We start from the raw sequence: 25,583 nt of genomic DNA, 5'->3' as shown, positions 1-25,583 counted from the left end.
ATTTCCCTTCTATTTCTTTGTCAATGGTTTGAGGGAAGTGCGAAACATGAGTAATTTATTAGATATCCAAAGTAATAATTATTCGAAACATTCACGTTTCAAAAGAAAATCATGTAAATTTGCAATTAGTTACACGTTAATTCAATTCTATTGTTTTTCAGCTTCGCCGTTATTCGCTTCGCGTTATTCAGCTACGCTGTTATTCGGCTTCACCGTTGTTTGCGCTTCGTGCGTAATTTTCAAACAACAATTGGACAACAACCGGATACGAATAACAGTTGGATAACAGCTGAACAACAATTGAACAACAACCGGATACGAATAACAATTGAATAATATATGAAGAAAAAACTGAGGAGATTTTTGCCGTTCATGTTGATAGGCATGATGTTTTTTTCCTGTAAACAGGGAGATACATTTAAAGTAACAGGGAATATCAGATCTGCGGAAGGAGATACTTTATATCTCGAACATCGTGGCTTGGCCGGTGTCAGCGTACTTGATTCAACGGTGTTGAAGAATGACGGGGCGTTTGCTTTCAAGCAATCGGCTCCTGAAAATCCGGAGTTTTATCAACTACGTATTGGGAGCCGGATTGCCGTTTTTGCTGTGGACTCTACGGAGACTCTCCATATCAGTGCCGATGCTTCAGATTGGTATAATTCGTTTGTTGTGGAAAATTCGCCCACCAATGACCAAATGAAAGAGGTGGATGCGCTTACCCGGGATGCAGCGCAGAAAATTGCCGGGCTGGAGGATCAACACAAATCCGGATCGATTGATGATATGGCATTTATTGAACAATTGGATACCACATTGCAGCAATATAAAACGGCAGTAACGAAGTTGATCCTGGGAAATCCGTCGGGTGCGACGGCCTATTATGCTGTTTTCCAGAAAATAAACGACTGGCTGATTTTTGATCCCTATAACAGGCAGGATTATGCGATGTTCGGTGCTGTGGCTACTTCATGGAATCGTTATTATCCTGATACCGAAAGGACAAAACACCTCTATGAGTTTACAATGAATGCCTTGAAGGCCAGAAGACAGCAGGAACAGCAAGCGAAACTGTTAGAAAATATACCTGTAGAAGAAGGAACGGGCTTGCCCGATATTGTCTTGTCGGAGGTGGATGGACGTAAAGTGGCGTTGTCTTCACTGAATGGAAAAGTAGTCTTGCTTGACTTTTCCGTGTATAGTGCCGACTTTTCTCCGAAGCACAATATGGATCTGAATAATCTGTATGGTCGCTACCAATCGAAGGGTTTTGAAATATATCAGGTATCGTTCGACTCGGATGAACATTTCTGGAAAACATCGGCTGCCAATCTCCCCTGGCTTACCGTCAGAGATCCAAGATCGGTCAACTCCACTTTATTGGCTACCTATAATGTGAGACAAATACCTACGGCCTTTCTTATTAATCGTGAGGGAGACATTATAGCCCGGATTGAAAACTACGATCAATTAGCCGGTGAACTGGATAAGGTGTTGTAAAACATACCTGAAAATTTTGTCTGATTGGAATAAAGCGTTATCTTTGTAAAAAGTATAAACATGGAAAAAAGGGGTTCCGGTCTTGGAGTAAAGGCCGGAATTCTTTTTCTTTACGTTGAGTTTAAAGTATAAAAAAAGAGAACTATGGCTGTAACGTATATGACCGAAGAAGGACTTCGGAAATTGAAAGAAGAATTGGTAGAATTAGAATCTGTGCAGAGACCTGAAATATCGCGCCAGATTGCTGAAGCAAGGGATAAGGGCGACCTGTCTGAAAATGCAGAATATGATGCGGCGAAAGAGGCGCAAGGGATGCTGGAAGCAAAAATCTCCCAGTTGAAGAATCTTATTGCAAATGCCCGTCTTATTGATGAGAGCGCCATTGGTACGGACGAAGTGCAGATTATGAACAAGGTCACAATCAAGAATCTCAAAACGAACAAGTTGATGACCTATATGCTCGTGTCGGAGAGTGAAGCTGATTTGAAAAACGGCAAAATTGCCGTCAATACCCCTATTGCCCAAGGTTTGATGGGTAAAAAAGTGGGTGATGTTGCCGAAATAAAAGTGCCGTCGGGTACCATGACGTTTGAGGTTGTTGAAATATCGGTTTGAATAGAACCAGGATTCAAGAACCAAGACTAGGGATAGTGGATTTTTGATTTTTCACTTTTAATTTTTCACTAAAAGATGACTATTTTTAGCAAAATTATCGTGGGTGAGATTCCTTCCTATAAGATTGCGGAAGACGACCGGTTTTATGCTTTTCTTGATATCCGCCCAATGTCGAAAGGACATACCTTGGTTGTTCCCAAGCAGGAGATTGATTATCTCTTCGATTTGGATGATTCTCTTTTGTCTGATATGGCAGTTTTTGCAAAAAAAGTGACAAAGGCGATAGAGAAAGCCATTCCCTGTAAAAGAGTGGGGATGATGGTAATCGGTTTGGAGGTTCCGCATGCGCATATTCATCTGATCCCTATCCAGAAAGAGGGTGACATGAGTCTTGCCAATCCTAAGTTACAACTTTCGCCACAGGAATTCGAAGAGATTGCTGAGAGAATTCGTAAGGCATTCTGATCAGAAATGTAAACTTACCCTAGAATATAAGATGAACTTCCCCCGGAGGTTCATCTTTTTAATTTCCGGGTCCACTATATCAGAAGAGAATCTCTATATTTTTCTGATACGGATACCTCTGACAAAGTGGCACTCTCCTTTTTCAAGGATAAGGTCAGCTCGGAAGCGTGTGGGGAGAATATTTTGTTGCAGGTTGGGCAGGTTGATCTCTTCCCATACCTCATTGGCAAATTTCAACAAATTTTTTTCCGAATAGGAGGCATATCTGTGGAAATAGGAATTGGGATCCTGAAAAGCCGTTTGTTGTAGTTTTTTAAACCGTTCGATATACCATTCACGCAAATCTTTCTCGCTTGCATCAACATATACAGAGAAATCGAAAAAGTCGGATACAAAGACTCTTCTCCGCATCTTTTTACCGGGCGATACCTGTAATACATTGATACCTTCCACGATAAGGATATCAGGTCGTTCTATGATTTGCATCTGACCCTGCATCACATCGTAATAAAGATGCGAATAGACGGGAACTTCGAATGTGTCACGTCCCGATTTTACGCTGGCAAGAAATGCCAGCAATTGTTTGGCATCATAACTCTCGGGAAATCCTTTTTTATTCAGTAGGCCGCGCCTTTCCAACTCTTCGTTGGGGTAGAGGAAGCCGTCGGTAGTAATCAGTTCCACTTTCGGTTGCTCCGGAGTCATGGAAAGCAGTTTCTGTAACACCCGGGCAGTGGTACTCTTGCCTACAGCCACACTTCCGGCTATACCAATAATATAAGGAATTGGTTTGCTTGTATTGGAGAAAAACTGGTCCCGTTCGTTGTGCAGATTGCGATAGTGGGTAAGATGGATCTGTAGCAGCCGGATCATGGGGATATAGATATCTTCCACTTCGTCGAGGGTGAGCGGCTCATTGAGTGCTTGCAATTTAGTCAGATCGATATCGGAAACAGGAAACATGGGATGCTCTTCCAATTTGCTCCACTCCTCACGGGTGAAAGCACGAAAAGGAGAGAAAGTCACCTCGTATGCTTTGTTCATTGCACAATTTTTTGTTGCAAAGATAAAGTAAAAACCGGTAAACCGTATGGTTTACCGGTTTTTTACTTGGTCCATGATTAGAGTGCCTAAGTAGAAAGGTGGTTAGGTGCCTGAGTGTGAATTACAATCCCAAAACCTCAATCCAAAGCCCGAAATCACAGTTAATCCTGGATCTTGAATCTTGAATCTGAAATCAGATCATTTCGAAACTTCTTTTCACGAAGTTGCTCAATGCTTCCCCTTTGAGCATTCCATTAGAAAGGAGGGCCAGGTCGACCATCTGCTTTAACCGCTTGTCGGATGTAACTTGTGCAATGAGCGCTTCTTTATCCTTCTGTTCGCTCTCATTGATCAGTTCTTTGACGAACGGATGCTGTACATTCAGCACGATCTGGTATGTATCAGGCATTTCACCATAGAAAGCCATCTGTTGTTGCATGGCTGCCATCTCTTTCATCCTTCTTGAGAATTCGTTTTGAGTGATTTGAATCGGCCGGGAAGTTTCTCCAAAGGCTTTGAAATCGACACTGAATTCTGTTTTTTCCATTGTCGGGAGTTGTGATTTCACCGCTTCCGACACATTCTCTTTCTGCTGGTCGGTCAATTCCACTTTTGTTTCTTCTTCCTTCTCAATGATATGTTCGATGGTATCGCTATCCACTCTCACAAAGCGGGTCTTTTCCGATTTCTGTTCCAGAAGTCCCATCCAGTGGGTATCGAGTTGTCCGTCCATCAGAAGCACATCGTAACCCTTCTCTTTCGCTGCCTCGATGTGGCTGTATTGCTCCTGTCTGTCGTTTGCATAGAGATAGACAAGGTTCCCATTCTTGTCGGTTTGGGCCGATTCGATTAGCGTTTTGTATTCTTCTGAAGTGAAATATTTGCCCTCCATATTTTTCAACAAGGCAAATTTGAGAGCTCTGTCACAGAATTTTTCGTCGGAAAGCATTCCGTATTCAATAAACAATTTCAGGCTGTCCCACTTCTCTTCATACCGGGTACGTTCTTTCTTGAACAGTTCTTCCAGCTTATCAGCCACTTTTTTGGTAATGTGGTTTGATATCTTTTTTACGTTCTGGTCGCTTTGCAGGTAAGAGCGGGAGACATTCAAAGGAATATCGGGTGAATCGATTACACCATGTAGCAGTGTAAGGAATTCGGGCACAATGCCTTCTACCGAATCGGTCACGAAAACCTGATTGCTGTACAGTTGTATCTTATTACGTTGCAGATCCAGATTATTCTTTATTTTTGGAAAATAGAGGATACCGGTGAGGTGGAACGGGTAATCCACGTTCAGATGGATCCAGAACATAGGCTCGTCGGTCAGGGAAAGAGGATATAACTCCCGGTAGAATTTCAGGTAATCTTCTTCTTTTAAGCCTGCCGGTTTCTGTCGCCATAGAGGATTAGTATCATTGACTACATTGTCCTCTCCGGTATCTACATATTTACCTTCTTTCCACTCCTGTTTTTTTCCGAAAACGACCGGTACGGCGAGGAATCTACAATATTTTTTGAGTAACGATTCAATCTTGTTCTTTTCCAGAAACTCCTTATTGTCATCGTCTATATGGAGAATGATGTCAGTACCCCGGTCATTTTTGGCAGTCTCTTCCATTGTGAACTCGGGAGTTCCGTCGCATGACCATTTTACGGCCTGTGCATCTTCTTTATAGGATTTGGTTACGATCTCAACCTTTTTAGAGACCATGAATGAGGAATAAAAACCCAATCCGAAATGGCCGATGATGGCATTTGCGTTCTCCTTGTATTTATCCAGAAAATCATTGGCAGAAGAGAGCGCTATCTGATTGATATATTTGTCCACCTCTTCGGCGGTCATCCCGATACCACGGTCGGATACGGTAAGCGTTTTATTTTTCTTGTCAATGGAGATATGTACCGATAGATCTCCCAACTCACCTTTAAAATCGCCGACGTCGGCTAAGGTCTTCATTTTCTGTGTAGCATCTACTGCGTTCGACACGATCTCACGGATGAAAATCTCATGATCACTGTAGAGAAACTTTTTAATAATGGGGAAAATGTTGTCAGTCGTTACCCCTATCTGTCCTTTTTGTATCATATATGTTTAATTACAAATTACTAATTACAAATTATCAATTACCCATTTTCAAGAGCAAATAGTATGCCATAAAGCCCGATTGGCAGGATCGGGGAATTGGAATTTTTCTTTCTTTCCCGATAATTAACCAGTTGTGTTAAACCGGAGGATTAACATATGGAATATTTGCTTGTCATCTGAAAAAATTATTTAGAATTGGTCTAAAAAAATCCACGGCTTTAAATCTATTGTAATCATTTATTCAATGATTTAAGACATAAATTTTTTTTATCAGTTATCGAGGGTTTTAAGTATGTTTTTTTTGATGTTTATTTGTCTGTTTATCAGTATATTTTTAGTGATTCTGTATTTGTTAACACTAATTAATCGTTTTTGGGTGTATAAAGGGAGTAGTTTTTAAATATATCTCTTTATATTTGCAAGGACAACGATCATTTAACACAACTAAAGCACATCGCTTATGAAAACAAAGATTTCTTTCGAAAAACAGCTATTGGGGCTGCAGGATAACATGTTCAACTTCGCATTGACATTGACAGCCGACCGGGAAGAAGCTAAAGATCTGTTGCAGGAAACAACTCTTCGTGTACTGGATAACAAGGAAAAATATTATGAGAATGTCAATTTTAAAGGATGGGTTTTCACCATCATGCATAATATTTTCGTGAATAATTATCGTAAGATCGTCAGGAGCCAGACTATCATTGACAAGACAGAGAATCTGTATCATCTGAATTTACCGCAGGATTCCGGTTTTGACACGCCTGACGGAGCTTATACGATCAAAGAGATCAACAAGGCAATCAATAGTTTTACCGATGAATATAAGGTACCTTTCTCAATGCACGTTTCAGGATATAAATATGAAGAGATAGCAAAACATCTTGGATTACCGATCGGTACTGTAAAGAGCAGGATATTTTTTGCCAGAAAGCGGCTTCAGGAGTTACTCAAGGATTTTAGATTTTATTCTGAATAATTGGAAGAATAAAGAGTAAAGAACAAAGACCCCTTTTTGCACAAAGGGGTTTTTTTATGGGTAGCTAGGATATTTCGGGATGACAGACTATATTTGTATCCCAATTGAGAAAAAGACAGGTTAGATTATGGAGATTGTTTGGTTATTGGTTTCGCTGGTTATTTTGTATTTTAGTGCGGAGGGTTTGGTTTCCGGAGCGTCATCGTTGGCAAAACGTATCGGTATCAGTCCGTTGATAATCGGGCTGACCATTGTTTCAGTAGGTACCAGTGCGCCGGAATTGGTAGTGAGTGTGAAGGCTGCTATGAGCGGGCAAAGCGCACTCTCTATGGGCAATGTGCTGGGGTCGAATTTTTTTAATATAGGACTTATTCTTGGACTGGCAGCCATGATTTACCCGTTGGCGGTAAAGAGGCAGTTGCTGAAACTGGATGTGCCGGTGATGATATTGACAACGTTGTTGTTTTTTCTGTTTTTTCTTGATTCCATAATTTCGAAGATTGAGGCCTTCATCTTTATTGTGATGCTTGTCTCTTATACGGTATATCTTTTGATTTCTTCAAAAAAGAAAAATATAAAAACACAGGATAGCGATAGCGAAAAAGAGATACGTTTGGAGGAAGAGATACGTTTAAATAAACACTGGACGTTGGATATTTTATTGATTGGAGTGGGATTGCTGGGTTTGGTATATGGTTCCGACCTGCTGGTTGAGAACGCGGTAATTATTGCAGCGCGGCTGGGAATGTCGGAAGCAATGATAGGGCTTACTATTGTGGCGGCAGGCACTAGTATGCCGGAGTTAGCTACTTCAGTGGTGGCGGCCGTCAAAAAGCGGGCGGATATAGCGATAGGGAATGTAGTGGGATCCAATATTCTCAATATTCTGTTGATACTGGGAGTAGCGGGGATGATCCAGCCGATTAGTGCGCCCGATATCAATTATATCGACAGCCTCTTTGTGATTGGGATCAGCCTGTTATTATGGATCTTTATGAAACGAGGCACCCGCATCACCCGATGGCAGGGAGTTGCTTTTATCCTGTTCTATCTGGTTTACTTTTCCGTCAAGCTCTCCACGATGTAAAAGATGAAAAAACAGCGTATCCGAAGAGGCTTCCATGCCAATGGGATACGCTGATGTCATCAAAAAATTGAAAATCGTTATTTACTTTTGAGATTTCTCCTTTATTTTGTTGAAAAGTTTTTCGGCTGATCCACCTTCTCATCCATAAGCGCCAGGTCTAACACCTCTTTCACGTCACTTACATAGTGAAACGTGAGTCCTTCCACATATTTAGGATTGATCTCATCAATATCTTTCTTATTATCCCTACAAAGGATAATTTCTTTGATCCCTGCCCGTTTTGCCGCCAGTATCTTCTCGCGGATACCGCCTACAGGGAGTACCTTTCCGCGCAGGGTGATCTCACCGGTCATCGCCAGGTTGGGGCGTACTTTCCGTTGTGTATAGGCCGACGCCAGGGAAGTGATCATTGTAATACCCGCTGAGGGGCCGTCTTTAGGCATAGCGCCTTCCGGTACATGGATATGGGTATTCCAGCTTTCAAAAATTTCCGGATCGATGTCCAGTTCCTGCGCATGAGAATGGATATATTCCATGGCAAGCATTGCCGATTCTTTCATCACATCACCCAAATTTCCGGTAAGTGTGAGTTTGGCGCCTTTTCCCCGGCTGAGTGAACTTTCCACGAAAAGAATCTCACCACCTACGGCAGTCCATGCCAGACCGGTCACCACCCCGGCGTACTGGTTGCCCTGGTAACTGTCCCTGCTGTACTCCTCAATACCTAAGTATTCTTTCAGATCGGATACTTTGAGCGTTTTAGGATAAGGCTCTTCCGATGCGATCTTGCGGGCTACTTTTCGCATGATCTTGGCGATTTTTTTGTTCAGTTCACGTACCCCTGATTCCCTGGTATAGTTTTCTATGATCTTCTGTAAGGCCGGTTTGGAAATAGTGAATGCTCCTTTTGCTATACCGTGGTTCTGAAGCTCTTTGGGAATAAGATGGCGATGGGCAATCTCGATTTTCTCCTCGGTGATATAGCCTCCCACATTGATCAACTCCATCCGGTCGAGCAACGGCTGCGGAATGGAATTGAGGTTGTTTGCCGTGGCAATGAAAAGTACTTTCGACAGATCGTAATCGATGGCAAGGAAGTTGTCATGAAAAGTAGAATTCTGTTCCGGATCCAATACCTCGAGCAGAGCCGAGGAAGGATCACCCCTGAAATCATTTCCGATCTTGTCTATTTCATCTAACACGAAAACGGGGTTGGATGAGCCGGCTTTTTGTATGTTTTGTATAATCCTGCCCGGGATAGCGCCGATATAGGTACGGCGGTGCCCGCGTATTTCCGCTTCATCATGCAGGCCGCCAAGCGAAACACGTACATATTTACGGTTAAGCGCTTCGGCTATGGATTTTCCCAATGAGGTTTTACCTACACCCGGAGGGCCGTATAAGCAGAGAATAGGGGATTTCAGGTCGCCCTTCAGTTTTAATACGGCAAGGTGTTCAATGATACGCTCCTTTACTTTCTCCATGCCGAAGTGGTCTTTGTCGAGCACCTTTTGAGCATTCTTCAGGTTGAAATTGTCCTTGGTGTAAATGCCCCACGGCAGTTCGAGAATGGTCTGCAGGTACCCGAACTGTACCGAGTAATCGGGCGACTGGGGATTCAGGCGTTCCAGTTTCTGTATCTCTTTTTCGAATGTTTTTGCTACTTCATCGCTCCATTTTTTCTCTTTTGCCCGTTTCCTGAATTCATCGATCTCGATTTGCTGCGTATTTCCGCCCAGTTCTTCCTGGATGGTTTTGATCTGCTGCTGGAGAAAATACTCTTTCTGCTGTTGATTCAGATCTTCCCGGGTCTTCATCTGGATGTTCATTTTTAGTTCCAGTATCTGAGACTCACGATTTAGTATCATTAGCAGTCGATAAGCTTGTTCTTTCTCATCGTTAATGCTGAGGAGTTCCTGCTTTTCATGTGCATCAATAGGTAAATTGGTGCCACTATAACTGATCAGCATGTCGGAAAAAGATTCACTGCTGAGGGTTTGTACCAACTCCTTGGGCGGTTCACCCAGCATATGGAGCATGTGAAGCAGGGAATCCCGGATGGAATCCAGGATTGCTTTGAATTCTTTATCCTCTTTCGATGCTTTCAAATACTCCCTTATTTTGAAAGTTGCCATCAAATACGGTTCGGTTTGGACGACCTGTTGCCATTCAAACCGTTTTCTTGCCTGTACGATGATGCTTAGATTGTTGTCCCCCAATTCAATAACACGTATTACTTCTGCAATTACGCCGACCGGATAGAGGTCATTCTCTGCCGGATCATCTACGATGGAATCTTTCTGACATACCAGTCCGATGTATTTTTGCTTCTTTCCAAACGATTTGATCAGATCCAGAGATTTTTTTCGTCCTACCGATATTGGCAGTGTACTGCCTGGAAAAACAATCGTATTACGTAACGGGAGCAAGGGAAGGGTTTCCCCCAATTGAGATTCGTCTATCTCCTGATTCCCGTCAACGAAATCGCTGGCAATAAAAGATATTACATTTGTTTCGGGGTACTCTTCAGGGGCCATATATTTTTTGAATGGATTCATCATTGTGTTTTGTATCTGTCTTTAAGACAGAAAATGTTTACTTTTGTTTTTGGTTTTGTACTGAATAGTATCGATCAAAATCCGTGCCAAAATTATTGCAATTGCCAATTAGAAATTACTAGTTACTAATTGGAAACTTTCAATTATCATTTTCAATTTTCAATTAATTATGAGTAATCCTTATTTTCGGTTCAAACAATTCACTGTCTTTCACGATAAATGTGCAATGAAAGTGGGTACTGATGGTGTGCTGCTGGGAGCATGGGCCAGCGTGGAAAACGCGACAGAAGTACTGGATGTAGGAACAGGTACCGGACTCATTGCATTAATGGTAGTGCAACGTAACCCGCAGGCAAGGGTGGTTGCTATCGATATAGATGAACGAGCAGTGGAGCAGGCGAAAGAGAATATAGGAAATTCTCCTTTTTCTGACAGAATTGGCATAGAATTGTTGGCTTTCCAGCAGTTTGTCCAGGGGAGTTCGAAGCGTTTTGACCTGATTGTTTCCAATCCTCCTTATTTTACTGATTCTCTTTTGCCTCCGGACAAAAGACGGTCAAGGGCAAGGCATTCCGTCTCGCTGACGTTGGATGATTTATTGGTTTCCGCCCGGAGCTGCCTTAAAAACCATGGGACGCTCTCCCTTATCCTCCCTTACGACAAGAGGGAGGAGTTAGACGCCTTGTGTGAGAAATATCTGTTTTACATGAAACGGAAAACTATTGTATACCCTTTGCCGGATAGTGAACCGAAACGGCTATTGGTTGAGTTGACGATGTGCCCAACCGGTCATATAGAAACAAGTTCGCTCATCATTGAAAATAGCCGCCACCAATACACTAAAGATTTTACCGGCCTGGTAAGCAGTTTTTATGTTCATCTTTGATATCTTTGTATAGAAAAATGAAACCTATTATTTTTTACGACGGAGAATGCGGTGTCTGTCATCGTTGGGTGAAATGGATCATAGAGAGAGATGCCGGCCGGGTTTTCAGGTTTGCGTCTTTGCAATCGGATTTCGCCAACGATTTATTCTTGCATTTTAATGAAAAGATGACTTATAATTCCATTGTCATCTTTAAAAATGAGACGGAATTCTTGACCAAATCAGAAGCAGTTTCTTTTATTTTCTCTCAATTGAATGCCGGTTCCATTTTCTACAAAATGTTGAAAGTGTTTCCCCGCTTTCTCTCAGATATAGGATATGATTGTATCTCAGCAATTCGAAAAAAAATAAAAATGCGTGTTTGCCCTGTGTTTAACGGTGAAGAAAAAATGCTTTTTCTGAACGATGTTGATTTCCCGGCGTGGTTATCTGAGAATTATCCATTATAATGCTGAAAAAGCTATTTTCATTTTTGTAAAATCATAAAAAGTAGTAATTTTGACGCTTTAAAAAAATCCGGAATAGTGAAAGAAGTCATAACCATCAAGGATAAACAATTTGAATTGTTTATTGAGCAAGAGATCATTGAACAGGGAATAAAGCGGATTGCCGAGCAGATAGATTCAGACCTGAAAGGGAAGGACCCTGTCTTTCTGGCTGTGCTCAACGGTGCTTTTATGTTTGCCGGAGAGTTGATGAAGAAGGTTTCCATCCCCAGTGAAATTACATTCGTACGTCTCGCTTCCTATCAAGGAACTTCTACTACAAACAAAGTGCAGGAGGTGCTGGGCTTGAATGAAAGCATCGAAGGACGCAATGTGGTGATTGTGGAAGATATTGTAGATAGCGGGAATACTATGGTGGCGCTTAAAAAGGAATTGGAGAAATATAATCCCCTGGAGGTAAAGGTTGCCACCTTGTTGTTTAAACCTGCTGCATTGCGGCAGAAACTCCATATAGATTATGTGGCGCTTGAGATCCCCAATGATTTTATTGTTGGTTATGGATTGGATTACGATGGATATGGCAGAAACCTTAAAGATATATATAAGGTAAAATAAATATCTTTCATTAAACCCCGGCCGGTATAAATCGTCATAATGTTAAAGAGTAGAAACCGGCATGGTGAAAGGGACATCACAGAAATGTGAAAAAGTGGATAAACGCAATTAAAGAAATTAAAAAGTGCTTTTTTTCGCAATTTTCTTTATAAATTGCAGTACGGAAGAAAAAAATAGCTATTTTTGCATTTAAACAGAGTGAAAGGAACAAGCAGTAGATAAAAAAAGAGACACAATGAACAAAGATGAAGTAAAAAAAACGCCGAAAGCGAATCTGGAAAGACATCGAGGCACATATATCCTGATGGGATTGGTGTTGGGTGTTTCTATCCTTTTCTTCGCTTTTGAATGGTCGACCGAAACCCGGAAGCTTGACGAAAATGTCATTGTTCAGGATGTTTTGGCCGAAGAGGAAATCGAGATTACTCGTCGTGAACCGACACCTCCCCCTCCCCCTCCTCCTCCAGAACCAGCAGCACCCGAAGAAATCGTGGTGGTAGAAGAGAAGGTGGATACTCGAATGGAGATAAAGACGGAAGACGACCAGACTCAGAGACAGACAGAGGTTTATATTCCACCTCCACCACCGAAACCGAAACAGGAAGAGGTGACAGAAGAGATCTTCGTAGTGGTGGAAGAACAACCGGAATTCCCCGGAGGACAGGCTGCCATGATGAAGTTCCTGAGTGACAATATCAGGTATCCGGTCATTGCACAGGAAAACGGTATTCAGGGACGTGTAATCTGTAACTTTGTAGTTGAGAGAGATGGTAGCATCACCGACGTGCAGGTGGTACGCGGGGTAGACCCGTCCCTCGATAGAGAGGCTATCCGTGTGATCCAACAGATGCCTCGCTGGAAACCCGGAAAACAACGTGGATCCGCAGTACGTGTTCGATTTACACTGCCGGTAGTGTTCCGTTTACAGAACTAAAATGATTATAAAATTATAAAGAAAGCTGCTTTTGAATCCCAAAAGCAGCTTTCTTTACTTATATCTATCGAGATGAAACATAAAATATCTGTTTTTGAAAAACTCATAGATGATTCCATCAGGAGAGTATTGAAAGATTATCAGCCAAGGACGCTATTTGCTCCTGCTGAATATATATTGTCCTTGGGAGGGAAGCGGCTTAGGCCATTACTGACACTGATGGCGGCAGATCTTTTCGGTAAAAATCCGGAAGAGGTTCTGGATGCTGCCTTGGCGGTAGAAATATTCCATAATTTCTCCCTTGTCCATGACGATTTGATGGATAATGCCGATTTGAGGCGCGGATATCCGACTGTACATAAAAAATGGAGTGAAAATAGTGCTATTCTTTCGGGTGATGCTTTAGTCATTGAAGCCTATAGGTATATCGCTAAAGTACCTGTTGACGTACTTCCTGATATTTTAGAGTTGTTTTCTACCACAGCCATGGAAATATGCGAAGGACAGCAATACGATATGGATTTTGAACAAAGGCTCGACGTAAGAGAAGAAGAATACATCGAGATGATACGCCTGAAAACGGCGGTACTCATCGCTTGTGCCTTGAAGATCGGTGCCATCATAGCCGGGGCTCCGACTGAAGATGCCGATTTGCTTTATGAATTCGGAATCAATATAGGGCTGGCATTTCAGTTAAAGGACGACTTGCTGGATGTATATGGTAATCCCGAGACATTTGGGAAAAAAATAGGGGGAGATATCCTATGCAATAAGAAAACCTTTCTGTTGATCAGATGCTTAAAGAATGCAAACGATATGCAAAGAGAGGAATTGAACAGATGGTTGACTGCAACCGAATACGATCCTGACGAAAAAATCAGGTTTGTTAAAAATGTTTATGATGAATTAAATTTGAAATTTGTCGTTGAAAATCTTATCGAAAAGTATTACCTTGCGTCGCTTGATTATCTGTCATCAATCAATATTACCGATGATCATAAAAGGGATCTGATCTCTTTAGCGGAAAATCTGATGTACAGAGAGAAGTAATAATAAAAAAAGAAAAAAGAAGAGGCTTATTGATGAAGCATAGCCGTTAGTTACATGCCCTATCGTAGATTACCAAATACAGACAGCGCCCGTATCAGGGCCTTGAGATCGGCAGTTGAAAAAGCGGCCGATACCGATTTTCAGGAGCTCTTATTCTCCACGGGAACTCTTGATGAGGCTAAGAGTGTATTGACTCATTTCGAACATTTGTCTGCCCGTTATCAGCAGTTGTACGATACACAGATAAAAGCCGGGAAATCCTTTGCCGGAAAAACGAAAAATGCCCGTATGTATATTTCCCATTTTATACAGGTACTATATATGTGTGTGATGCGCTCCGAGATTAAAGAAGAACAGCTAGCTCTGTATGGGTTGGAAGAAGCCAATATGGTTGTTCCTGATTTAACCTCTAACGAGCAACTGTTGGAATGGGGCCAAAAAATCATTGATGGGGAGCATCAACGTACCATACAGGGTGGAGTCCCCATTTATAATCCCTCCATTGCCAAGGTGAAGGTCATGTTCACCCTTTTTAAAGAAGGATACCAGACCCAGAAATTACATCAGAAGGCTACGGCCCGTGTCTTAGAGGACGTTGCTGCCTACCGGGAAAAAGTGGATAAGATTATTTTTGAGATATGGGAAGAGGTGGAAAAGCACAACAGTGGTTTATCTCCCGAAAAACGACTTGCCCGTAATAGGGAATATGGTATCGTTTATTATTATAGAAAAGGAGAAATCGCGGAATGAATCTCATTGATACGCACGCTCATCTGTTTGTGGAAGAATTTAAGGATGATCTGTCTGAAGTAGTGATTCACGCAAAAGAGGTGGGGGTAGAGAAAGTATTGCTGCCTAATATCGATGAAACCTCTATTGTACACCTGAAGCAATGCGTATTGGATTACCCCGGTTTTTTTTATCCGATGATGGGACTTCATCCCACCAGTGTGACCGGAAACTGGGAAAAGCAGTTAGATATTATTTACCGGGAGTTAAACTCCGGAGATTATATAGCCGTGGGAGAGATAGGGATTGATCTCTATTGGGATACTTCGCTGCGGGAAGTTCAGATGCATGCTTTTGAAGAACAATTGAAATGGAGCATTGAGAAAGATTTGCCTGTGTCCATCCATTTCAGGAATGCAACCGAAGAGGTGATACAAAGTATTCGAAAGGTGGGGGCGTCATCATTGAAAGGTGTATTTCACAGTTTTGGGGGTACAAAAGCAGAATTAGAAGCGATATTGGAGTTGGACAATTTCCTGATAGGGATCAACGGAGTGGTGACTTTCAGGAACTCCGGTTTGTCTGAAACGCTGAAACATTGTCCCTTCAACCGGGTAGTACTTGAAACCGACTCTCCTTATCTGGCACCAGTGCCTTACAGGGGAAAGAGAAACGAGTCGGCCTATCTGTTGCATGTTATTACGCAACTGGCCGGGATATGGAATGAGAGTCAGGAATCAGTCGCACGGATCACCAGTCGAAATGCCCGTGAATTATTCAAATTAGGCGATTAAGCGGGCCCTCGTTTATCAACCTAAGGTATGAAAATGGGTTTTTATTAAAATTATTGTGATAGAAGTAGTATATATTTGATAAATTCTGTAATTTTGTTTCCTGAATGGAGCGGGAATGAAATATTTTTTGTAATTTGCACCCGTTTTCAGAAAAATCTCTTTCAAAAGAGATCTCCATTCTCTTTAGGGAGAGATGCTCGAGTGGTTGAAGAGGCACGCCTGGAAAGCGTGTATACGCCAAAAGTGTATCGCGGGTTCGAATCCCGCTCTCTCCGCTCCCAAATAAAAGAAAAAAGTCACTATAAATATCAAGATATAGACTGAAAAACTGAAATTTAAATATTAAAAACAAACAAGTAAAGATCATTAATCAAAAAATTGAACACACAATGAAAAAGTTATTTGTAATTTTAGCGATCTTCGGAATGATGTCCGTAGGATTGTCGTCGGTTCTTTTGGCGCAAGATACTGCTGGAGAGACAGAACAAGTTGCCACTACTTCGGTTGAGACAACACAGGCTGCCGTTCAGGAAACATCAGGCGGTCTTCATCAGGCGCTGAAAGTGAAATTTATTGAAGGCGGTGCCAGCTTTATGAGTCTGATCGCTATCGCTTTGATTTTGGGGTTGGCTTTCTGTCTCGAAAGAATTATCTACCTGAGTTTGGCAGATGTAGATCCTGATCCTTTCCTCAATAAAATAGGCGATGCGCTCGACAGGGGTGACGTGGAAGCCGCAAAAGACATAGCCCGTAATACCAGAGGCCCTGTTGCTTCTATTGTATACCAGGGATTGCTTCGTCTCGACCAGGGGCCCGATGCAGTAGAACGCTCCATTGTTTCTTACGGTGGTGTACAGTCTGGCCTGCTCGAAAGAAACTTCTCCTGGATCACTCTCTTTATTGCGATTGCTCCGTCTCTCGGATTCTTGGGAACGGTAGTAGGTATGGTACAGGCTTTCGATGATATCCAGAGAGCAGGAGACATGAGCCCGACGATCGTTGCTGGCGGTATGAAGGTGGCTCTGATCACTACCGTAGGTGGTTTGATCGTGGCGCTTATCCTTCAGGTGATCTATAACTTTATCCTTTCTAAAATGGAGGGTATCCTTGGTAAAATGGAAGACGCTTCCATCACTTTCCTGGATCAGGTGATCAAATATAACGTTAAATACAAAAGCTTATAATAACTATGGCTGTAACAAAAATACACAGAACTTCCAGAACGGTTCTCATGATTGGGATTGTGATCTCAATCGTGGTGATGGGATTGTTTTATCTGGGAGGTCAGGTATCGGCGCATGAGAAAATTGTGGCCGATATGAGCCAGCCTAAGTTTACGGATATTGTATTGTACTGGGCTTATGTGCTCTTAGTTATTACGGTAGTAGTGCTTTTATTGTTTGCTATCGTGTCGTTTTTTAAACAGTTGAAAGAGAGTCCTAAAAAAGCATTGGGCGGGCTTTTAACCCTTGTGGGTCTGGTAGCATTGCTTGTAATCTCCTACGTAATCGGAGACGGTACACTGTTGAATATTCCCGGATACGAAGGTAAAGATAATGTCCCCCCGACTTTGAAGATGACTGATATGTGGCTTTATAGCGCCTACGTCATGTTTGCTCTTACACTGCTGGCAATGATTCTTTTGCCGCTGTTTAAAAGGAGAAAATAATCGACTCGATGAGAGATCAAATTAAAGAAAGGTAAATTTTATGGCAAAATCTCAAAGAAAGGTTCCGGCACTTAACGCAAGTTCAATGGCTGACATTTCTTTCCTGTTGCTGACCTTCTTCCTGCTTGTTTCGAATATGGACGTCGATTCCGGATTGGCGCGCCGGCTACCGCCGCCGCCACAGTCAGAAGATCAGACCTCCGTGGACGTGCAACGTAGAAATCTGCTGATTGTTTTGGTAAATGCACAAAATGAGACCATGGTGCAGAACCAGCAAGGAGTGGAGATGTACGCTAATGAGGATGAGTTGAGGGGTGTAGGAGGAAAGCCTGCATTAAAAGATAAGGTGAAAGAGTTTGTTTTGAATACGTCTAACAGTTCTGATTTGCCCGAACTGGAGGAACAGGATTTCGGTGCCCCGATAGGTATTGTGCCTGTTACTGCTTCGCATGTGGTTTCTATACAGAACGACGCTACTACCAGTTATAAGGCATACATCGCTGTCCAGAACGAAGTGGTAAGGGCATACAATGAGTTGAGGGAAGAGGGAGCCAGGAAATATTTCAATACCTCTTACGAAGAGTTGACGGAAGAACAGAAAAATCAAATCAACGAGCTCTATCCTCAACGTATCTCTGAGGCGGAACCAAAAAATTATGGAGGAGGGGAATAATTATGGGAAAATTCAATAAGAGTGGAAAGAAGGAGATGCCGGGTCTAAACTCATCTTCTATGCCTGATATTGTATTTGCTATTCTTTTCTTCTTTATGGTTACTACCACTATGCGTTCGGAAGAATTACTGGTTAGAGTGAAAGTGCCCACCGCATCGGAAGTACAGAAGTTGGAAAAGAAGTCACTGGTGACCTATATTAATATTGGTCCTCCTATGGATTCTAGACTGGGAACCGGTACACAGATGCAGTTGAACGACAGGTTCGCTCAAGTATCGGAAATCCAGGATTATATCGCACAGGAAAAGGCCAGTATGAATGAAGCGGATCAACCGTTAATGACTGTTTCCATCAAAGCGGATGAAGATACGCGAATGCAGTACATTACAGATGTAAAGCAGGCGTTGAGACAGGCTTATGCATTAAAGATCAGTTATTCCGCCCGCTCGGGAGAGAACAACTGATGATTGAAAATAATATTAAGAAAAACCGGGTCACCCAAAGTGATCCGGTTTTTTTACATTCTACCTTTTCACCTTCCCACTTTTCCACCTTTATTACGTGCCCATTCCATTACATTGGCAGGTGGGCGTTTTGCCAGCAGTTCACGTTTCATAAAATCCATATAGGGAGCCACATGGGAGAAAAACTTGTAATATCCTTTACAAAGGTAATTTAATCCTTCATTACCGTATTTATCCTTAATGAACCTGTTCTTGGGACACTCGCCATAGCAGGCAAAAAGCATATCACATTCACGGCATTGTCGCGGAAGTTTGTCGAATTTGTCATTTCCGAATTTCAGTTGTTCTTCGGAATACATCATCGAAGTGAGTGTTCTACTGTAAATATTTCCTAACTTATATTCCGGAAAAACGAAATGATCGCATGAATAGACATCCCCGTTGAATTCCATAACACCCGCGTGTCCGCAGGTCCTGGCCATGGTACATACTCCCGGTTGTTCTCCTACCCAGTTGGCAAGTGTGGAGTCGAATATCTGAATAAACATTTTTCCCACATCCTGTTTTACCCATTCATCGAAAATGGCACAGAGGAAATCACCCCATTTTTCGGCATTCACGGTGAAAGGAGCTAACTCCACTTCCTCCTCTTTCTCTTGTGCAGTAGCCAGTTTCAGTTCCCGGTTGTTTTTGCGTATGCGCTCCACAATTGGGGTGAATTGTACAAATTGGCAACCGATCTCTTTGAAGAACCGGTAGAATTCCAAAGGATAATCTACATTATAATCGTTGACCACCGCCATGCAGTTGAACCCCACTCCATGTTTCTGCAGGAGTTGTATTCCCTTCATTACACGGTGGAATGAGGGCCGACCCATCTTGTCGCGGCGGTATTCATCATGGAAATCCTGTGGCCCATCGATCGATATTCCCACCAGGAAATTATTCTCTTTGAAGAAAGCGCACCATTCGTCGTTGAGTAGTGTACCGTTAGTTTGAATGGAATTATCGATCTGCCGTCCGCCCGCATATTTTTTTTGTAACTCTACTGCTTTTTTATAGAACGCAAGGGGACGCATCAGCGTTTCACCTCCATGCCAGGTGAACATTACCTGAGGCATAGTCTGGGATTCGATATATTGTTGGATAAACCGTTCGAGAAGTTCTTCGCTCATTACCTGGTTTTTCCTGCCATAAAGGATTGCCTTTTCCAGATAGTAACAGTAATCACAATCGAGATTACACTTCGAACCTACTGGTTTGAGCATTACGTACATCGGTTTGGCAAAGGGAGCAAAAGTAGACATATTGATATTATTTATAAAGCAAAGATAAACAATTTATATCACTATATGGTTTAGAAGGCTAAAAAATGAGGGGAAGTGGGAGAGTAGGAGAGTAGGTGCCTATCCCAAATCCTTATGTCTTGGTTTTAATTTAAAAAATATGAAGAAAGAAAATTTATTACAGTTTGGATGGTTAATATTAAGGGTCGGTATAGGTATATCGATTTTTCTGCATGGTTTTCCAAAAATTACCGGTGGAACGGAGATGTGGACAGCTATAGGCAGTAGTATGGGAATATTCGGCATTAATTTTGCCCCGACTTTTTGGGGATTTTTAGCAGCCGTGGCTGAATCGGTTGGTGGACTTCTTTTTGCCCTTGGACTATTCTTCCGTCCGGCTGCTATTATGCTTACCGGGACGATGATAGTTGCTTTGGCTACTCATCTGGCTGCGGGTGACGATTTTATGCGATTCGGACATGCCCTTGATCTGCTGATTGTGTTTGCTGCGTCAATTCTGATCGGTGCTGGTAAATACTCCTTTGATGCGAAATTTTTGCCCAAAATTGCTTAGATAAGAACTAGAACCGGTCGTTCGTATTTGTATACGATAAGCAAAGACTGTTGCCAGAAAGTATACTGCAGTCTGGATCCACAAAGCAACATACTCGAATTGCACCTGTTGTAGTCCGGCTCCCATTGAATTGATCTTTAAGTATCCCTGGATACCGAATGTACTGGGGAAGATCATCCCAAATGTTTTCCAAAGCCATGGCATATTGGATTGTGGCCATGAAAATCCGCTTAGGAATAATAGTATAACCGAGAAGAAGGGAAAAATAATCATGGTTGTTTCCCTGTTGCGGATAAATACTGAAATCAGCATCGAGAAGAAGATGACAGCCAAAAGGAATGGTGTGAAAAACCGGATAATATCCAACGGATTGCCTATATGAGGCAATTGGAAAATTCGGGGTACAGCCAGTAATATATAGGAACAGATCACTATATACATGCTGAAATAACACAATGTTTTACCAAAGATGGTGGGGAAGAACTTGCCCTTTTGACGTAATTGGGGATCTATCGTCACCAGTTTCTCTTCACGCAATGATCCGGTCAGCATGGTGATTCCGAAAAAGAGTGTTTGATGAATAATCACGACAAGTACCACCGGCAGAAGGAAACTGGCAAATCCCATAGGCTCGTTGAACAGGATGTTCTTTTCATAACGAAAAGGAGCAGCGGAGATTTCTGCTGACCTGCCGGTGATACCGGCTGCATTCATCCGCTCTATTTTGATATCCTTTCCTACTTCGAGTATGCCCAGGTTTGCTCCCAGCATCATGGTGCGGTAGTACATAAAACTGCTCATGTCGCAATAGATTGATACGGTAGCTTGTTCATTGCGATTGATCTTTTGACTGTAATCTTTCGGGATATATACTACCCCATGTGTTTTTTGCTTATAGAACGATTCTCTTGCCTCTTCGAGATTATTCAGCTGATATGCCACGCTTAGGTCCGGAGTAGCATCGAGCCGTCTTATCAACTCACGTGACCTGGTGCTTTGTGATTCATCAATCACGGCAATAGGCATATCGTGGATTGTTTCGTTACGATATATGGATGAATAAAGGATTGGATAGATAAGTGTCGCTCCAAGAAAAACGACAGCCAGTCCCGAATCTTTCAGGATTATCCGGTATTCATCCAACATTATATAGATAACCCGTCTTAATTCATGTAAAAGCCGGGAAAAGAAATTGGATTTATTGGAGTTGTTCATTGAGTCTGCTGTTTTTTATTTTTATTTCTTCTCTGTCATGTTGTACGATGGTGCTTCTTAACCGGGTATATACCAGAAAGGGTAATACCAGAAATGCAAGCAATCCTGCAAAATATATCAGTGAATAGCGTATATCTGCACCATTCAGCGCTTCATTTACATATATCTTGAAATAGTAGCGGATGGGAAAAAACCATGAGAAAATTTGTGCGCCACGGGGCATTGCCTCTATCGGGAATGTGAAGCCGGCAAATGAGAAGCTCAATAGCCCGTAAAATACCCCTACACTGATGGAATCACGCAATCGCTGGAACAGGCCGATAATGAATATGCCAATGGCCTGATGTGCCATGACGAACAGGAACATGGAGAGTGACATCCATACAATGCTGCCGTTCATGGGAAATCCCATCACTCCATAGAGCAGGAATAATCCTGTCAATCCCAATAAGGTGAAGAGAACGGTATGGGGGAGTATCTTTCCGGCAAGCGCTGCCAATATCGATCCATTACCCTTGGAGAGCCATTCGCGTGTGCTGTTTTGTTTCATCTCTATACCTATGGCATAAATGGTAAACATGATGATCAGCAACTGTAATACGCCGGGCAGTAATACATTCGACAGATAGACACTGTAGTTGGTGTAGGGATTACCTATCTGATGCGTATCGATAGCGATAGGTTGTAAGATAGGCATCAGATTCTCTTCGCCTGTGATTCCCCTTGCCTGTAATGATTGCTGCAGGATGAAGCCCGACATAAGTTCGCTGATGTAGGTCAGATCTTTATAGGCAAGTGATCCGGCTACCAGATAGACATCATTTACATAATAGGCGATGGCCGGTTGCCGGTTGGCAAGCAGGTCGGACTGAAACCCCGGGGCAATGTCGATGATGGCATAAATACGTCCTTCTTGCATATCTTTGCGGGCTTCGGTAAATGAGGTATATTTACCCACGATTTCCACTTGTGGAGATGCATTTATATTCCGTTCCAAAGTGCGTGACATCGATGAATTGTCGCCGTCGACAATCCCTATGGGAAGCTGTTGGGGTAGCCCTTCCGACATCAATGTCAGGAAGAAGAGGTAACAGAAAAGCATCGCGAATATCGAAGAGAGAAGATAAACGGGTTGCGACAGCATCCGTTTCCATTCCCTACGAGCCACATTCCTTGTCTGTTGTATTATTGAATTGGTCATTGGTCATTGGTAATTAATTTCTTACCACCAACGCTGTCATTCCCGGGCGAAGGTCTTTGATAGGCTTTACCGGTTTGGCACGGACTTCAAATGTTTTCAGATCGAAATCGCCTGTTGTTTTTGTAGCCTTCCAGGTGGCAAACGACGCCATCGCCTTTATATAGGTAATTTCCAGTTTGGCTTCCTGGTTATCCAATGCCGGGATCTTTACGGTAATTACCGCACCTTTCTTCATGTCGTTCAATAAGTCTTCACGTACATTGAAACTGAACCAGATGTCATCCAGGTTTACTATATTCATAATTGGCGCGCCCGTACCGACCAATTCTCCTTGTTTAGGAAATATTTCTGTCACTTCTCCCGAAATAGGAGCGACAAGGGTGATCTCTTTCATGTAGGCTTCTACTTCTTGTACTGCTCCCTGTGCACGGTCCACCATTGCCAGTGCAGCGGCCTTGTCTTCCGCTTCGGCACCGTTTTTAGCCATCTCGTATTGGGATTTGGCTGCAGCGGCTTGTGCAACTGCTGCCTGATATTGGGCTTCGGCTTCATCCCGTTTTTGCGCCGTGACGACTCCTTTTTCAAAAAGACGTTGTACACGATCGTACGACTTCTTGGAGATATCTACGCCTACCTCTGCCTTTTGCCACATCTCATACGTGCCCTGGATCACTTCGCTTCGGGCACCTTTTTGCGCTTTACGGTCTTGTGCCTTTGCAGCGTTTTGTGCAGCTGTAGCTTGTACCAGCTTCGCATAGATTTCGGGACTATCGATGAATACCAGTGTGTCTCCACGTTCAACCCGTTGTCCTTCTTCTGTGAGGAACTGTTGAATACGTCCGGCTACTTTTCCCGAGACACGTACCTCGGTTGCCTCGGCAGATCCCTGGATAACGACCGGCTCCGGTTTATAAATGATCCACCCGATAATAAAAAGAATGATTACTACGGTGACGAGTCCTACCAGTGCAATTCTCAGATTGCGTATGTTTTCTGTTTTTTCTTTTTCCATTTCAGTATATATTATTTCAATTACTAAATACAAATTACTAATTACCAATTACTCAGTTCTAACTTAACCTCCTCCATCTTCTCAGTTCTAATTTCTTAATTCTCCACTTCTTGAACTTCTTCAATAAAGATTGCCTGTCGATTTCCTCAAGTACAGGTTATTTAATTTTACATCGACAGTAGCATCTAGGTATTCCGATTCAGCCGATAACCAGGCTGTTTGCGCCATTAACAGATCGGTAGAGGTAATCACCCCCGCATCAAAACCTTCCTGTGCATAAGAGAGGTTCTCTTTGGCATTCTCCACATTCTTCCGGGTCATTTCCTGTTTTTTTAGACTCTCTGTAATCCGATAACTGTTTTGATGTATTTGCAATTCGATCTTCTCTTTTGCTTCTTCCAGTTCGAGTTTGGCTATCACGGCCTGAGTCCGTGCTGCATTGAGTGTGTGAGCCTTTTCTCCAAAATGGAACAGCGGTACAACTGCGGTCACCCCGACGGTAAACATGCCGTTAAATTTCTTCTCAATCCCATTGAATGCGCTAGGGTTGGTAGTGATATAACCTCCGGTGAGTGCGACGGTTGGCATGAAGCGTGAAACCATGATCTTGCTGTTGGCTTCAGCTATATTGCCCGCCTGTGTTAGCATTTTGATTTCAGGGCGATTAGCCCATGCCTGTTCAATGGAAATGGCTGGCTGCAGATCGAGGGATTCCTTCAAATTGGCATCTTTCAATTCAATCTGTTCTTCCAACGGTAAGCCGCATAATTGATTTAATGCCATCCGAGACAGATTCAATCCGTTCTCTGCTTTCGTCAGCGAAACATCTGCTTCGTTCAACTTGACCTTTATCTTCAGTGCATCCGCTTTGGTTGCCAGTCCCTCTTCCTGCAATGCCCGCATATTTTTGTCAAGTTCTGAAACAAGGTTGCGGTATTCTTTAGCCAACTGCACTTTACTTTCCAGTGATACCACGCGCCAATAGGCTTCATCGACATTGACCAAAAGTTCTTCCGCTTTCTCCTGAACGCGTACTTCAGCAATTGCCTGGTTCGATTTTGCAATCTTATTGAGTTGGACAATCTTTCCTCCCATGAAAATCGGTTGTGCGAAACTGATCCCTCCTACGAAGATGTTGTGCATATCGAACTCCATCGCATCCTTTGGCAATAGGGCATGGTTTTTCCATTGTAAGTTTTCCGGATTTTTTCCCGGATCGAACGGATTACCCTGTGCATCTAGTGGGACAGGCTTTCCGTCGACCATGATGAATTTATTATTGATAGCCGAGTCATCAAAGGTAAATGTTCCGTCAGCATTGGGGGTAGGGCGGGAGCTTGGTCCGATACCCGGCCCGAAATTCCCACTTGCATCAAGCACGCCGATAGGTAAATGAATATCTTCACCTAAAAGAGATATGTTCTTTTGGTTATACCGGTATGACCCATAGACCGAAATGTTAGGTAGGAACTGCGCAAAGGCTGCTTTTGATAAGGATTGGGCCGCGCGAACATTCTCCTCAGCTATTTTTAGACTCTTATTGTTTTCCAGCGCCAGTTGCCTGCATTCCTCCAAATCAAGCTGTTTTTGCGCTTGCATGTAAGAAGCGGTGCAGATACAAAAAGTAATCAATAATATTTTCTTCATATTTAAATGGTTAGTTAAACAACTATTTGTGTGAATGTGAACTTATTTATT

The 25,583-nt window shown here is 42.6% G+C and carries 25 protein-coding genes and 1 tRNA gene; 18 read left to right on the top strand and 8 right to left on the bottom strand.

Annotated features, from left to right (window positions below; genetic code table 11):
* The first annotated feature begins 339 nt into the window (after positions 1 to 339).
* The 3 genes from U2P89_RS06650 to U2P89_RS06640 all read left to right on the top strand — a co-directional run bounded on the left by U2P89_RS06650 (position 340) and on the right by U2P89_RS06640 (position 2,580).
* Positions 340 to 1,500, top strand: a complete 1,161-nt coding sequence (locus tag U2P89_RS06650) for a thioredoxin-like domain-containing protein (protein WP_091906577.1) — start codon at positions 340 to 342, stop codon at positions 1,498 to 1,500.
* 144 nt (positions 1,501 to 1,644) lie between these two features.
* Positions 1,645 to 2,115 (top strand): transcription elongation factor GreA, encoded by a 471-nt coding sequence (gene greA, locus U2P89_RS06645; RefSeq protein WP_091906579.1) that lies wholly within the window; start codon positions 1,645 to 1,647, stop codon positions 2,113 to 2,115.
* 75 nt (positions 2,116 to 2,190) lie between these two features.
* Positions 2,191 to 2,580 (top strand): HIT family protein, encoded by a 390-nt coding sequence (locus tag U2P89_RS06640; RefSeq protein WP_322190989.1) that lies wholly within the window; start codon positions 2,191 to 2,193, stop codon positions 2,578 to 2,580.
* A 93-nt stretch (positions 2,581 to 2,673) separates the two neighbouring features.
* Here the strand turns inward: U2P89_RS06640 and coaA are convergent, their stop codons facing one another.
* Together coaA and htpG are read right to left on the bottom strand one after the other, a co-directional pair.
* On the bottom strand, positions 2,674 to 3,624 hold the full coding sequence (gene coaA, locus U2P89_RS06635; RefSeq protein ID WP_091906583.1) for a type I pantothenate kinase: 951 nt from the start codon (positions 3,622 to 3,624) through the stop codon (positions 2,674 to 2,676).
* 193 nt (positions 3,625 to 3,817) lie between these two features.
* Positions 3,818 to 5,713, bottom strand: coding sequence for a molecular chaperone HtpG (htpG, locus tag U2P89_RS06630; RefSeq protein ID WP_092027619.1), 1,896 nt, complete (start codon positions 5,711 to 5,713; stop codon positions 3,818 to 3,820).
* Between the two features lie 460 nt (positions 5,714 to 6,173).
* Here htpG and U2P89_RS06625 point away from each other — a divergent pair, with 460 nt between their 5' ends.
* A complete protein-coding gene (locus U2P89_RS06625) occupies positions 6,174 to 6,692 on the top strand; it encodes an RNA polymerase sigma factor (RefSeq protein ID WP_019537761.1) in 519 nt (172 codons plus the stop codon).
* Positions 6,693 to 6,819: 127 nt separating this feature from the next.
* On the top strand, positions 6,820 to 7,779 hold the full coding sequence (locus tag U2P89_RS06620; protein ID WP_322190988.1) for a calcium/sodium antiporter: 960 nt from the start codon (positions 6,820 to 6,822) through the stop codon (positions 7,777 to 7,779).
* Positions 7,780 to 7,880: 101 nt separating this feature from the next.
* On the opposite strand, the gene lon is transcribed toward U2P89_RS06620, so the two are convergent.
* Positions 7,881 to 10,316, bottom strand: coding sequence for an endopeptidase La (gene lon, locus U2P89_RS06615; protein WP_416188623.1), 2,436 nt, complete (start codon positions 10,314 to 10,316; stop codon positions 7,881 to 7,883).
* 190 nt (positions 10,317 to 10,506) lie between these two features.
* Between lon and U2P89_RS06610 the strand changes: the two genes are divergently transcribed.
* From U2P89_RS06610 to U2P89_RS06555, 12 genes are all read left to right on the top strand, one after another.
* Positions 10,507 to 11,223: a tRNA1(Val) (adenine(37)-N6)-methyltransferase gene (locus U2P89_RS06610; protein WP_092027615.1), complete on the top strand. Its 717-nt coding sequence runs from the start codon at positions 10,507 to 10,509 to the stop codon at positions 11,221 to 11,223.
* Positions 11,224 to 11,240: 17 nt separating this feature from the next.
* Positions 11,241 to 11,672 carry a thiol-disulfide oxidoreductase DCC family protein gene (locus U2P89_RS06605; RefSeq protein ID WP_092027613.1) on the top strand — a complete coding sequence of 144 codons (432 nt, stop codon included), beginning with the start codon at positions 11,241 to 11,243 and terminating at the stop codon, positions 11,670 to 11,672.
* A 75-nt stretch (positions 11,673 to 11,747) separates the two neighbouring features.
* Positions 11,748 to 12,284, top strand: a complete 537-nt coding sequence (gene hpt, locus U2P89_RS06600) for a hypoxanthine phosphoribosyltransferase (protein ID WP_322190986.1) — start codon at positions 11,748 to 11,750, stop codon at positions 12,282 to 12,284.
* 235 nt (positions 12,285 to 12,519) lie between these two features.
* Positions 12,520 to 13,218: an energy transducer TonB gene (locus tag U2P89_RS06595; RefSeq protein ID WP_322190985.1), complete on the top strand. Its 699-nt coding sequence runs from the start codon at positions 12,520 to 12,522 to the stop codon at positions 13,216 to 13,218.
* 72 nt (positions 13,219 to 13,290) lie between these two features.
* Entirely contained in the window at positions 13,291 to 14,268 is a 978-nt protein-coding gene (locus U2P89_RS06590) for a polyprenyl synthetase family protein (protein WP_092027606.1), read from the top strand.
* A gap of 54 nt (positions 14,269 to 14,322) precedes the next feature.
* The gene (locus U2P89_RS06585; protein WP_092027604.1) at positions 14,323 to 15,018 is read left to right on the top strand and encodes a hypothetical protein; all 696 of its coding nucleotides are present in this window, start codon (positions 14,323 to 14,325) and stop codon (positions 15,016 to 15,018) included.
* On the top strand, positions 15,015 to 15,791 hold the full coding sequence (locus tag U2P89_RS06580; protein WP_092027602.1) for a TatD family hydrolase: 777 nt from the start codon (positions 15,015 to 15,017) through the stop codon (positions 15,789 to 15,791). The genes U2P89_RS06585 and U2P89_RS06580 overlap by 4 nt, the downstream gene beginning before the upstream one ends.
* A 187-nt stretch (positions 15,792 to 15,978) precedes the next feature.
* A tRNA-Ser gene (locus U2P89_RS06575) sits at positions 15,979 to 16,066 on the top strand.
* Positions 16,067 to 16,180: 114 nt separating this feature from the next.
* Positions 16,181 to 16,975, top strand: coding sequence for a MotA/TolQ/ExbB proton channel family protein (locus U2P89_RS06570; protein ID WP_092027600.1), 795 nt, complete (start codon positions 16,181 to 16,183; stop codon positions 16,973 to 16,975).
* A gap of 5 nt (positions 16,976 to 16,980) precedes the next feature.
* The gene (locus tag U2P89_RS06565) at positions 16,981 to 17,460 is read left to right on the top strand and encodes a hypothetical protein (protein ID WP_139233507.1); all 480 of its coding nucleotides are present in this window, start codon (positions 16,981 to 16,983) and stop codon (positions 17,458 to 17,460) included.
* A gap of 40 nt (positions 17,461 to 17,500) precedes the next feature.
* The gene (locus U2P89_RS06560) at positions 17,501 to 18,133 is read left to right on the top strand and encodes a biopolymer transporter ExbD (RefSeq protein ID WP_092027596.1); all 633 of its coding nucleotides are present in this window, start codon (positions 17,501 to 17,503) and stop codon (positions 18,131 to 18,133) included.
* A gap of 2 nt (positions 18,134 to 18,135) precedes the next feature.
* Positions 18,136 to 18,597: a biopolymer transporter ExbD gene (locus tag U2P89_RS06555; protein WP_322190984.1), complete on the top strand. Its 462-nt coding sequence runs from the start codon at positions 18,136 to 18,138 to the stop codon at positions 18,595 to 18,597.
* A gap of 68 nt (positions 18,598 to 18,665) precedes the next feature.
* On the opposite strand, the gene U2P89_RS06550 is transcribed toward U2P89_RS06555, so the two are convergent.
* A complete protein-coding gene (locus tag U2P89_RS06550; RefSeq protein ID WP_416188621.1) occupies positions 18,666 to 19,904 on the bottom strand; it encodes an anaerobic sulfatase-maturation protein in 1,239 nt (412 codons plus the stop codon).
* A gap of 139 nt (positions 19,905 to 20,043) precedes the next feature.
* Here U2P89_RS06550 and U2P89_RS06545 point away from each other — a divergent pair, with 139 nt between their 5' ends.
* On the top strand, positions 20,044 to 20,457 hold the full coding sequence (locus U2P89_RS06545; RefSeq protein ID WP_076929366.1) for a DoxX family protein: 414 nt from the start codon (positions 20,044 to 20,046) through the stop codon (positions 20,455 to 20,457).
* Here U2P89_RS06545 and U2P89_RS06540 read toward each other — a convergent pair.
* The 4 genes from U2P89_RS06540 to U2P89_RS06525 form a co-directional block, all read right to left on the bottom strand.
* Positions 20,395 to 21,672, bottom strand: coding sequence for an ABC transporter permease (locus tag U2P89_RS06540; RefSeq protein WP_322190983.1), 1,278 nt, complete (start codon positions 21,670 to 21,672; stop codon positions 20,395 to 20,397). The genes U2P89_RS06545 and U2P89_RS06540 overlap by 63 nt on opposite strands.
* On the bottom strand, positions 21,656 to 22,873 hold the full coding sequence (locus U2P89_RS06535; RefSeq protein ID WP_322190982.1) for an ABC transporter permease: 1,218 nt from the start codon (positions 22,871 to 22,873) through the stop codon (positions 21,656 to 21,658). Before U2P89_RS06535 ends, U2P89_RS06540 begins: the two co-directional genes overlap by 17 nt.
* 13 nt (positions 22,874 to 22,886) lie before the next feature.
* A complete protein-coding gene (locus tag U2P89_RS06530) occupies positions 22,887 to 23,885 on the bottom strand; it encodes an HlyD family secretion protein (protein ID WP_092027583.1) in 999 nt (332 codons plus the stop codon).
* 120 nt (positions 23,886 to 24,005) lie between these two features.
* Positions 24,006 to 25,532 carry a TolC family protein gene (locus tag U2P89_RS06525; protein WP_092027581.1) on the bottom strand — a complete coding sequence of 509 codons (1,527 nt, stop codon included), beginning with the start codon at positions 25,530 to 25,532 and terminating at the stop codon, positions 24,006 to 24,008.
* Positions 25,533 to 25,583: the final 51 nt, after the last annotated feature.

The organism is Proteiniphilum sp. (genome assembly GCF_034331125.1).
Taxonomy (GTDB): domain Bacteria; phylum Bacteroidota; class Bacteroidia; order Bacteroidales; family Dysgonomonadaceae; genus Proteiniphilum; species Proteiniphilum saccharofermentans.
The sequence above is the reverse complement of the archived record's forward strand: the minus strand, read 5'-3'. Positions and strand labels throughout refer to the sequence as shown.